Origin of the sequence: Photorhabdus heterorhabditis, assembly GCF_001280945.1 — a bacterium.
Taxonomy (GTDB): Bacteria; Pseudomonadota; Gammaproteobacteria; order Enterobacterales; family Enterobacteriaceae; genus Photorhabdus; species Photorhabdus heterorhabditis.
The window spans coordinates 1-12,037 of record NZ_LJCS01000040.1 but is presented as its reverse complement, the minus strand read 5'-3'; the positions used below and the strand labels follow the sequence as shown (position 1 = coordinate 12,037).

Sequence of the window (12,037 nt, the reverse complement as noted above, 5' to 3'; positions counted from 1 at the left end):
TCTCTATGACATAGTTATCTCTGCTCCCGGGGATTCGCTCCCTTGCCGTCGCGATCCATCTTGAAATCCATAGGGTATAAATGGCTTATGCCGGATTTTTTCTATGTATTCATTATCTTACCTAATTTCTTCAGGTAGATTACCATTATAAATTTCTTTATGTAATTATCTCAAAATAATATTGTTTCTTAAGTATTAATTGCCGTTGGTAATAAGTGTAATTAATATTTTCATAAAGAGATAATAAATAATTGGTCATAATTTGTAAAACGTTATATCTTAGTTTTAATTCGTTATATTCTTCGTTAAACATTGTTTTTGAATTTTTATTTTATTCGATTTATTTATTTAAACGTGTTTATAGATACATCAGATTAATATTTTTCTGAGTTTAATGTTGTCGTTGTTGTGCATTATTTATTAATAATTTGTTCTGTCGGCTCTTTTTCTCTGGAAGGCGCAGTGGGTTTGTATTGTGCGTGAAATAGGATATTCAACATTGTCCGTCGGATACAGTTTTAACTTTGATATCAAACTAAGGGATTGCTTATGGGTAAATCATCAAACAGGAGTGCAGAATATTTTTTTACCGGGAATTATTTCGCTGATGATGATGATAATGACATTGATGCTATTGGATTTGGTGGTTACATTTATGCCCGCGGAGGGAATGACTATATTACGTTGGGTTCGATAGCGGCTAAGGTATATACCGGTACAGGTAATGACACAGTGGTTAGTGGTGCCGCGTATTTAGAAATCGAGGATTCTACGGGTAATTTGACCGTAAAAGGAGGGGCAGGTTACGCCGATATTGATAAAAGAGGTGATGGTGATGTTTTATTTTCTGGCGTTGCAGGTGGCGCTTCCCTGAATCACACAGGTAACCACGGTGAGCTGGATTTTGCTGGTGCGGCTGTTTATAACGAAATGATCCGTAAAGGTCTGACTGGTGACGTAAGCTTTAAAGGTGCTGGTGGCTACAATAAATTATGGCATGAAATTAATCAGGGTAATTTGTACTTTGATGGCGCAGGAGCAGGTAACCAAATCGATCACACCTGGTATGACCGTTACAGTGGAAGCAATGGAGATGTAACGTTTAATGGTGCTGGTGCTGCAAATAGCATCAGCTCGCGGATTGAAAGCGGTAATATTAATTTCACTGGCGCAGGAGCAGATAATCACATTATACGCAAAGGTAAAGAAGGTGATATTACTTTGCGCGGTGCTGGAGCATCTAACCGGATTAAGCGTATTCGCCAAAAAGAAGATATCTACGTACGGACTCGCGGTGATATTACTTTTGAAGGTATTGGCGGTTATAACAAAATTTATTCTGATATTGGGCACGGCAATATTAGCTTCTCCGGTATCGGTGCTTACAACGAAATATTAAGAATAGGCGCAAATGACCGCCCTCGCGGTGAATCACTGGAATATGCTAAAGCTGGTGAGATCGTCTTAACGACAGCGACGATGGGAGGAAGTTGGATTCAGGAGTCCCAGCCAGTGACAGGCATTAAATCAACGATTGAGCCTGATACTTATCTCTTTGCGTTTGTTGACGAAATATATACCAAGATCAGCAAAGTGCATCTTTTTAACGATCCTGAAACCGGTAATCTCAATTATTACTCTACCTCTTGGTATAAAGAAGGCGATCACCTTAAAGATCTTGCTTCAACGGATATATCTTCAGCTAATGGATTTATCGATATAAACATTAATGGTGCCTACCGTCTTTCCAATTTAATTGTTGAGCACCGTCAGCCTATTACTATTTGTTGTTGTGTGGTTGGGGAGAGTTTATCTGAAAACGAGTGGGTTGTTTATGCTGGCGGAACGACGGTTAAAGTAGAAGATATCATGCTCCTTAATGCAAAAATGGGGGGACGATCGATCTTTTACAATAGTCAAAAAGTTGATGTTTCCGCAGTGAAATCGAATCGTCAGCCGAATACTTATGTGTATGCCAAATATCTGGAATCATACACCAAGGTAGTCGTCGTTGAGCTAGAAAACGATCCAATTACGCAGGAACTCAAATACTTTGCTAGCGCGTGGTTCAAAGCAGGCGATCATACCAGTAATCTGGCTGATGAAGATATTTCATTTGCAAACGGTTATCTCTCTATGAGTGCGGGTGGCTACATGTTGAGCCAGCTTCAATATAGCCATAATACAACGGTACGTCGTGCCTTTGATCGGTTAGCACATACCGAAGAATATAGCCAGCAAGAGCTTGTGAACTCATTAACCAACAATGGTGATAGTTCCGGTAACATCCAGTTTAACGGCGTGGGTGGTGGAAACGTTATTAACTCTAGTGTTACCCGTGGCAATGTCGATTTTGCAGGCGGCGGTGCTGCTAACGTTATTGTAAAAAGTGGTGAAGAGGGCGATTTAACATTCCGTGGTGCTGGTTTAGCAAACGTTATCGTTAACCAAAGTCAGCATGGAGAAATGGATGTTAACGCTGGCGGTGCAGCAAATGTTCTTGTACGAGTCGGTGATGGCCGTTATCTGGCCCATCTTCTGGCGGTTGGTAATATCTCGATTCATAAAGGCAATGGCAACAGCCAAGTGATGATGTTGGGTGGTTATAATACGCACACGCATATTGGTAATGGTAGAGCGAACTGGTCAGGTGCTGGCGGTTTTAATCTCATGGTCCAAAAGGGTAACGGTAATGTGTCCTCGGTGCTGGTGGGCGGTGCTAATGTGCTGACTAAGCTTGGTGCAGGTGATTTGGTTTCTGGCATGTTAGGGGGGGGCAACATTATTACGCATATTAGTAGTGATGTTGAAATGTCCAATACCAAGGCAATTGCGTTAGGTGGCGCTAATATTCTTACCAGGAAAGGGTGGGGAGATGTGTTAGCTGTGATGGGGGGTGGCGCAAACGTTCTAACCCATATCGGTAACGGCAATACGACGGGCGTTATGCTGGGTGGTGCCAATATTCTGACCAAAATAGGAAACGGCGATACGATTGGTACCATACTGGGTATCGGTAACGTGCTGACTCATGTTGGTGACGGTCAGACGCTGGGTGTGATGGGTGCGGCAGGCAATATCTTCACTAAAGTTGGGGAGGGTAGCGCGATTGCCGCTATGATCGGCGCGGGCAACCTCTTTACCCATGTTGGCAAGGGTGATGCGTGGGCGTTGATGGGCGGCGCAATAAACCTCTTTACCAAAGTGGGTGACGGTAATGCACTGGCGCTGATGCTAGCTGTCGGCAATGTGTTTACCCATATTGGTGACGGCACGAGCGTTGCTCTGATGTTAGCAAAAGGTAATATCGCGACCAAAGTGGGTAGCGGTATGACGCTATCGGCAATGATAGGTGAGGCTAATATCTTTACCCACGTGGGGGATGGCAATACTTTTGCTGCCATGATCGGAGGTGCCAATGTGCTGACCAAAGTCGGTAATGACCTGACCGCGGCCTTAATGATGGGTAAAGCTAATATCTATTCGCATATAGGTGATGGTACCAGTATTGGCTTGTTCGCCGGTGAACTGAACGTGATGACCAAAGTCGGTGACGGTACAACGCTGGCGGCAATGTTTGGCAAAGCCAACATTATGACCCATGCAGGCAATGGCTTAACCGGTGTTTTAGCACTGGGTGAAGCGAATATTGTTACTAAAGTGGGTAATGATTTTATGGGAGTTGTTGCCACAGCGAAAGCTAACATCATCACGCATGTGGGTGACTCGGTAACCGCTGGCGTACTGCTTGGCAAAGGCAATATTCTGACCAAAGTGGGAGACGGTACCACGGTTGGCCTGCTTATTTCCGATGTGGGTAACATCATGACTCATATTGGTGATGGTACTACGGTTGGTTTTGCCAAAGGTAAAGCCAATATTATTACCAAAGTTGGAGGCGGCACTGGGATTAATGCTGTCTGGGGAGAGGCTAATATCCTGACACAAGTGGGAAATGGCGACCGTTACAACTTCGCGAAAGGTAAAGCGAACATTATTACCAAAGTGGGGGATAAACAGGAAGTTACGGTTGTTCAGGGGGATATCAATATTATCACTCATGCGGGTAGCGGTGATGATTATACTGGGGTCTGGGGCGAGGCGAATGTTATCACTAAAGTGGGAGAAGGCCGCAATGTGGTGCTTGCTAAAGGTAAAGCCAACATCGTCACCCAAGTGGGGAAGGGAGACAGTTTTAATGCCTTATGGAGCGAAAGCAATATCATCACCAAAGTCGGTGATGGTGTACAGGTTATTGCAGCAAAAGGGAAAGCTAACATCACGACAACGGTAGGTAACGGCTTAAGTGTGACCGCAACGCAGGGTGATCTTAATGTGAATACCAAAGTGGGTAATGGTGTTTCAGTTAATGTGGCGTGGGGGAAATATAACGTCAATACCAAAGTTGGGGATGGTCTTAATGTTGCAGTTATGAAAGGCAAAGGTAATGCCAATATCCATATTGGTGATGGTTTGGGTATCAATGCTTCTTATGCACACAATAACGTGGCGATTAAGATTGGTAACGGCGATTTCTACAGCCTTGCAGTTGCAGAAAGTAGTACCGAAAGTAATAAACTCGTTGCCTTCTTTGAAAATATCAAACAGACGGCATTAGGTGTAGGTGGCAGCCAGGCGATCAACTATCTGATTCAGGGGAATGAGGCTAACACATCTGGCACCCATAAGGGGCGAGGGGCGATTAATGTAGCTGAAGTCTCTGCGATTGATGGTTTTAAAATAGGGGAAATTGCCCCGATAAGTTCGGATTTAAACCGTCGCTTGAGTGGTTCTGTGACAGAGATAGCAACGCCTGATCTTGATAAGATTCATCGTTCATTAGATATTAATGAAAATTTTGGTTCAGGCCAGGAATCCAATCTGATCATCAATGGTAATTTTGAACAAGGTAATCATGGCTGGTTAGTAACCAATGGTATGGAAGCAAATCACTCAGCGAGTGTTTACGGTCTGGATAATGTAGGTCATGGAGATCGAGTCAGTGAACTTGATGCGGATAAAAACACGGCTATTTATCAGGACCTGCGAAACTTGTTTGCAGGAGAAGTGATTGTACTGAGCTTTGATTTTGCCAATCGTTCCAAGGCTTTTCTCACCAGCAATGGTATGGAGGTTTTTTGGAACGGTAAATCTGTATTCTCAACGTCTGGAGATGTCACTCAATGGCAAAATAAAACACTGGAGTTGACAGCAAAAACGGGTAGTAACCGAATTGAGTTTAAAGGTACCGGTTTGAGTGATGGGATAGGCTATATTGTGGATAATATCGTTGCAAAATTTAAGAATTCCCGACAAGCCAATGCTGTTACCGAACAAGCGAAACAGGATAAAGCGGCGCAAGGTGCGTTAAACGATAAAGAAAAAGCCGAAAAAGATCATCGTCTTCTGGAGCAAGAAAAAGATAAACAACTGGCAGCGATTGCAGAAACACAATCTCAACTTGAATCAACAGATCAGACGGTGTTAAACACCAATGGGCAAATGCAGTGTGATGCAGTGAAAGAAGAATCACAGGCCGTCACTAACGAACTTATCTCAATGACTCAAGGTCTGGATGCGCTCAATGGCTATGCGAATTACCACGGCGAATCAGGTGACCAGTGGCGTGATCAATTTGCTAGCGAATTATTAGGCAGTGTGCAGGATAAATTGAATCACACTAAACATATTGCACAGGAAAAATTAGTTTATGCTCAACAGATTATTACGGATAACCAACAACAAGTAAAAGAAGCGGTTGCGAAATCAGAGGTCGGCGTAGCACAAAGTGAGCAACATCGTGTCAGCGTGAAGCAAGATATTGCAGAGGTTCAGGAAAAAGCAGCGTTAAGAAAAGCAGAGGCGTTGTTGCAGCAACAGCAGGCAGAAAAAGCGGCAAATGACGCCAATATCGTCTATCAAGATGCAGAAAATCGGGGCAAACGTGACATTACACTGGCTGAGAATACAGTGGCTCAGGTACAAACCGATGCAAAAGGGGCAAAGCAGAATGAGCATACAAAACCACAGCGTGTAGGTGCATCTGGTAGTAGTTTATCTGGCAAGGCTTATGAATCGACGGAGATAGTAGAAACTGGCAGCCATGTTAACGCTGAATCTGTCATACATGCCGATGGACGATTCAGTACAAGATTGACAGAAGAAGATCTGGACGAGCTGAAAGAGGCGAAAGGTGCCATCAACCGATTGCAAATTAATGCCAATTTCCGCTATTCGATGAACGATCAATTCTCAGTAGAGAAAAACCGTAAAAATTTATCGACGGATACACCAATCGACAAGAAAGAAAAAACATTACTTGCAATATCGGCATCTGATAAACAAATCGCTAATTCTCAAAATCGTGATGTTATCAAGGGAGATGTGTTACAAAAAATTGACAACAAAATCTTTGACTTTATGGCACGTGGGAAAGAGCTGAAGGCTTCTTCATTCCATTTCAGTCAGGGTGATAACCTGCTGGAGAAACTTGATAAGATTATTCCAGAAATTGGCAGTGTACTCTTGACGGACGGAGATAAAGTTAAGTCAAAATCATTGCGTAAGGGATTATGTTTTGCCCTATCTGCCCGTTATCTGATAGAAGAACGGGTACATGGCTCAGGGGGGGGTAAAGCTTATATGATGTGGTTGAAGGATGCTGTTAAAGCTTACAACGACACATCAGTTAATAAGAAAACCGATATTAACTCCATTGAATCTTCTTTGCTGGTTCAATATCGTCGCCAAAATATCGGCCCACTGATTGAAGATTTATTGTCGATGCAGTACAGCCAATCGATGGATAGCTCTACGGTTGCTGCGTATCACAAAGCCAACGCCGCTTATGGCGGAAAATTAAAAGCCAATGGGCTGACCGGGCCGAATATCCACGCTGCATTGAATTATGAAGCAGAAGGCTATGAATCTGTCATGGATAAGTTGCGCAATGTAAGAAAATCAACTTACATGACATTTATGTCTGAAGATCATGCCATGTCGGTTGTGGTGGATAAAAATAGCACTCAAATGGTTTGGTCATTCTACGATCCTAACTATGGTGCCAAATCGTTTGCTAATTATCATGATTTCTACCGTTTTATGGACTCTTTCCATAACGGGTACCTTAAAACGTACTTCACGGGTTACAAATTCCAGGCGAGTGAAAAACCAGACCAAAGTTTCTATGTTCAATTCAATAAATTTGAAAAGGGAACCATTGCGAGATATGACGGTGTTTGGAAACAGGCGCGTGAGGGCGAACAAGGTTACATACTGCGCGCTCTGAAAGAGCAGGGCAAGATCTTTACCTTGGGTTCAGATGCTACTGGACGCGTGGTTGATTACGGTGAGCGTGAGATAACGTTGGAAGTCACAACGAAGCAAGGTAAGAAAAGTAAGAAAATCCTAGTCGAAGTTGAGAACAATAATTTTAAACAAGCTGCTGGTTTCGTGCAGTCGAATATCAACAAAATACTGACTTATCCGGCAGCAAACAAACTGATACTAAAAGCGTCGGCTGACGGTGACATGATATTCCCCGGATTGGAAAAACTGGCATCAAATGACAGTGTTAAAAACAAAAATGTCGAAAATTGGGAACGTGTTGCTATCACATCCCAAACTGATAATCGTGAAACACGTTTCACTGGTCAGGTTATTATTCAGTTGGAGGATGACCCGGTAGTTGCTAAAGCTGCCGCTAATTTGGCGGGTAAACATCCTGATTCTAGCGTGGTTGTACAGCTCGATTCCAATGGTAAATACCAGGTGGTTTATGGAGACCCGTCCAAATTATCAGGCGTATTACGTTGGCAGATTGTGGGTCATGGTCGTGACGGATCAGCACACAATAACACTCGCCTGAGTGGTTACAGTGCCGATGAACTGGCAGTAAAACTAAAACAGTTCAGTCAGGATCTTAAGCGGGCCGGTAAACCTATCCATATCAGCATTGTGGGTTGTTCTTTGATCAGTGATGACAAACGGGACGGTTTTGCCCGTCGTTTTATCGTCGCTATGGATAAACAAGGTATTCGCAGTGATGTTTCCGCTCGCCGTAGCGAAGTGGCGGTTGATATCAGTGGTCGTAAATTTACCCGTGACCAAAATAACCAATGGGTCAATAACCTGCCTGATAACAAAATCGTATTCAAATGGAATAAACAGAGTGAACTGACAACCAATACAGAAAGGGTTATTCGCGGTGTTGATGAAAGTGATATCACCCTTTCTAAAGTAGGTTACACATCCGCTGATGCCATGGCTAAAGGGGCGATTGCGGATCACCATCGTACTTTTACAGCACCTAAAAAACGTACAAAGAATATTGAGATTGACGCAAACGATAAACTGAATCGCTCGCTCAGTTACACTGGCAATATTCAGATAAACGTAGGGGAAGGTGAGTTTACTGCGCTCAATTGGGGAACATCGAATGTAGGCGTTAAAGTGGGAAGTGGTGGTTTTAAATCACTGGCCTTCGGTGACAACAATGTGATGGTTCACATTGGTCATGGTGATAGCAAACACAGCTTCGATATTGACGGTTACCAGGCATTTGAGGGAGCACAGATGTTTATCGGTAACCGTAACGTCAGTTTCAACCGGGGGCGAAGTAATGATCTGATCGTCATGATGGATAAATCCATTCCAACGCCACCACTGGTCAATCCATTTGATGGTGCGATTCGTGTTACTGGTGTACTGCAATCGATAGCCCGTTCTGGTGAAGAATGGAACTGGTTGGTGGCGCAAGATCAGCAGTGGACGTTATCTGGTGCGGAGAAGTTTGTGCAGGATATGTCTGGCTTAGACCAAACCAGCAGTGTGGACTACAAGACACTGGTTAATCTGGATTCACAACATGAACGAAGCAGTCGTGGTTTGAAGAGTGACGCGGAAGCAGCGTTGAACAAGAGATACTACCAATGGCTAAGTGGTAATAGTACTGATACAGGCAAAATGAGCCGCGCAAATAAATTCCGCCAGGCCAATCAGAAGCTGGCTTTCAACTTTGCTGTTGGCGGACGTGGGGCAGATATCCAGGTGACAACCGGTAACTGGAACTTAATGTTCGGTGACAATATCCAGTCAATTCTGGATACCAACTTGGGTTCACTGTTTGGTCTGATGAGCCAGCAATTCACGACAACCGGGCTGGTAAAGACCACCTTCACCTATAACCCGCAGGACTTGCCGCGTCAGCTTAAAAACAAATTACTTGGTCGGTTGGCGGGTGTCAGTGCGGATACCACCTTATCGGATATCTTTGGAGTGGATTACACCGCAGAGGGGCAAATTGTTTCCCGTACAGGCGAGCCTGTTGATGGCGAGGCTATTCTGCGAGAGATGCTGGAAGTGATAGGAGAATTTAGTGGTGACCAACTGAAAGCCTTCACTAACCCAGAAAAATTACTTAATGGTTTGCGAGCTGGCATCGATATGGGGACAGAGGGTGTCAGGTCATTTGCGGAAAGTCATGGTCTGATAGAGCAAACGCCTGATGAAACCCCGGAACAGGGATCTCCGGTTGTTATTAACAACAGAGCGGATGCTCAGGCTAGCGACGAATCAGAGCGTAAATTTGGCTTTAATTCACTGAATTTACCTAACCTGTTTGCGACGATGTTCAGTCAAGATAAGCAAACAGAAATGCAGTCATTAATGGCTAACTTAAAAGAAAACTTAACGGCAGATCTGCTTAACATGGAGCAAAAAACCTTTGATTTCCTGTGTAACAGCGGTCATCTGCAAGGGGATAGTGACATCCATATCTCGCTGGGGAACTACAACTTCAACTGGGGTGGTGACGGTAAAGATCTCAGCGCTTATCTGGGTGATAACAACAACTTCTGGGGTGGTCGTGGTGATGATGTTTATTACTCGATGGGTACCTCCAACATCTTTACGGGCGGCGAAGGGAATGACATGGGCGTCCTGATGGGGCGTGAAAACTGGATGTTTGGCGGCAATGGTGATGATACCGCCGTGGTAGCCGGACGTATTAACCAAGTCTTTATGGGAGAAGGTAATGATCAAGCTTTTGTCTTTGGTGAAGGTGGTTTTATTGATGCGGGTAACGGGCAGGATTACGTTGTTGCTTCCGGTAACTATAACAGGGTAGATACCGGGGCCGGTCGGGACTATACGGTGATCATCGGCAATAACAACCGGGTTGATTTAGGTAAAAGCAATGACAGTGCCAGAGTGTTTGGCAACGATAACCGAATCGATGGCAGCACGGGTAACGATGAGATCAAACTAATGGGCTACCATGCGGTGATTAATGGTGGAGAAGGTGATGATCACCTGATAGCCGCTGCGATTTCGAAGTTCAGCCAATTTGACGGTGGTGATGGTCAGGATTTGTTAGTGCTGGGCGGTTATCAGAACCGCTTCCAGGGTGGGGCAGGCGTAGACAGTTTTATGGTCAGTGGCGAAGTGATTGATAGTCGGGTTAGTGATATCAACGCAGAAGATATCATTCTGTTACACAATGTTGACTGGAAAAACCTGTGGTTCCAACGCAGCGGATATGATCTGGTGCTATCGGTGAATCGTCATCCCAGGGACAAAACCGCTCAAGGCGTATTTGAATCAGTGGGAGCAGTCACCTTTGATGATTACTTTAATGGTCATCGAGCCAAATTGGTGAGGCAGATGGGGGATAAAGACAAATCAGGTGAGAGAGAATTTACTGCACTTTCTGACAATGCCGTTGATTCATTGATTCAGGCAATGAGTAGTTTTTCTCCGACAGCGGGTGATAATGGTTTTATTGCGAGTTTGGACAGTAAAGCAAAAATCGCCATAGCGACCGCGTGGACTGATGCAGCGATTGGCAAAGGGAAATTTGCTTAATAACGTGAAGGTAATGGTCGGCTGTCTGGTGCTCATTCCTGACAGTGAAGCCACGCAACAGCAGCATCAGCAGTACCAGCGGCAACAGGCTCAACTGCGGGTGCTGATAACCGGTTTTATGGGTTAAGGGGAGAGGATGAGATGACGATAGTGGTTGAACATTTACAGGACATTAACCTTAACCACACCGAAGCATTGGCCCTAAGCGGCTGAACTGGGCGGAGATACGGGCCTGTGCCGTGAATGACGAGGAAGCGTATCAGATCAAAGATGCGATCGCTAAGCTTCAATCTGCTCTGGCTTACCGTGGGTATTGGCCAAGATAGATCATAAGAAGGCCGGAAGATAATAAAGATCTTCCGGTTTCAAATTTTATTTATTACGTATTAAATCAATTTCCCTTTATATCAAGTAAATAATTAAGTTTTGGTTTCCATATGTTTTCCCATTTACTTTCTATATCTATTGAATAATTCTTTATATGGTAATAATCATTCTCATCATGATGAGATAAAAAGCATTGTTCAACACAGCTAATAATCCATTCCAATAATTGTTTAATTTCAAGATCATTATTATAACTCAAGAAAAACTCAGAAATTTCAATAAATTCCGTCATCAAATTCGGGCAAAAAATGGATTCTTCAAATAATGAGTAACAAAATGTTCCCTCAATTAAATCATCCTTATTTTCTAGAAGACGAAGTTTAATATTCTCATTCATATCAGCAACCTGGCCCTTTTCTTTTTGCTGCTTTAATTGATTTTTTCTCATTATAGGAGCCATCTAAATTGAACACTCCTTTGGACTTATCCAATGATGAAAATGTCTCGTAGTGATCTTTGTGAAGATTATCTAAATAAAAATAATCATTTTTCTTAAAAGCTACGCCTTCAACTTTTACTTTGTTTGTAAATTTATAAATTTCAGCCCCTTGAAATTTCTTTCCAGTTGTTTGGGCCGCATCACCAACGATTTCAAGAAAACTCCATCCCCAAGGATCGATCCATGTCATCGGATTGGGGGCATACGTGTATAGGTTTATGCCCCCTGCTAATCCAATCGGGTCTTAGGCACTATCCCGACGCCATCATACAGTTGAGCGGACCTTTCCCCCTGATTTAGCAGCCTTTTTCTTCGCCACTGTTTCCCACCCTGTTAAAGAACATATCA

At 43.6% G+C, this 12,037-nt stretch carries 5 protein-coding genes; 3 read left to right on the top strand and 2 right to left on the bottom strand.

Going from position 1 to position 12,037, the window contains the following annotated elements:
* Window positions 1–549 precede the first annotated feature (549 nt).
* The 3 genes from rtxA to AM629_RS25270 all read left to right on the top strand — a co-directional run bounded on the left by rtxA (window position 550) and on the right by AM629_RS25270 (window position 11,189).
* Window positions 550–10,863, top strand: coding sequence for an MARTX multifunctional-autoprocessing repeats-in-toxin holotoxin RtxA (gene rtxA / locus AM629_RS13900; protein ID WP_054479886.1), 10,314 nt, complete (start codon window positions 550–552; stop codon window positions 10,861–10,863).
* 4 nt (window positions 10,864–10,867) lie between these two features.
* Window positions 10,868–10,990, top strand: coding sequence for a hypothetical protein (locus AM629_RS25015; protein ID WP_268794975.1), 123 nt, complete (start codon window positions 10,868–10,870; stop codon window positions 10,988–10,990).
* Window positions 10,991–11,102: 112 nt separating this feature from the next.
* Window positions 11,103–11,189 (top strand): DUF7706 family protein, encoded by an 87-nt coding sequence (locus tag AM629_RS25270; RefSeq protein ID WP_420806676.1) that lies wholly within the window; start codon window positions 11,103–11,105, stop codon window positions 11,187–11,189.
* Between the two features lie 65 nt (window positions 11,190–11,254).
* Here the strand turns inward: AM629_RS25270 and AM629_RS13895 are convergent, their stop codons facing one another.
* Together AM629_RS13895 and AM629_RS25265 are read right to left on the bottom strand one after the other, a co-directional pair.
* Entirely contained in the window at window positions 11,255–11,650 is a 396-nt protein-coding gene (locus AM629_RS13895; RefSeq protein WP_235525478.1) for a hypothetical protein, read from the bottom strand.
* Window positions 11,589–11,879 carry a hypothetical protein gene (locus AM629_RS25265; protein WP_023046497.1) on the bottom strand — a complete coding sequence of 97 codons (291 nt, stop codon included), beginning with the start codon at window positions 11,877–11,879 and terminating at the stop codon, window positions 11,589–11,591. Before AM629_RS25265 ends, AM629_RS13895 begins: the two co-directional genes overlap by 62 nt.
* Between the last annotated feature and the right edge of the window lie 158 nt (window positions 11,880–12,037).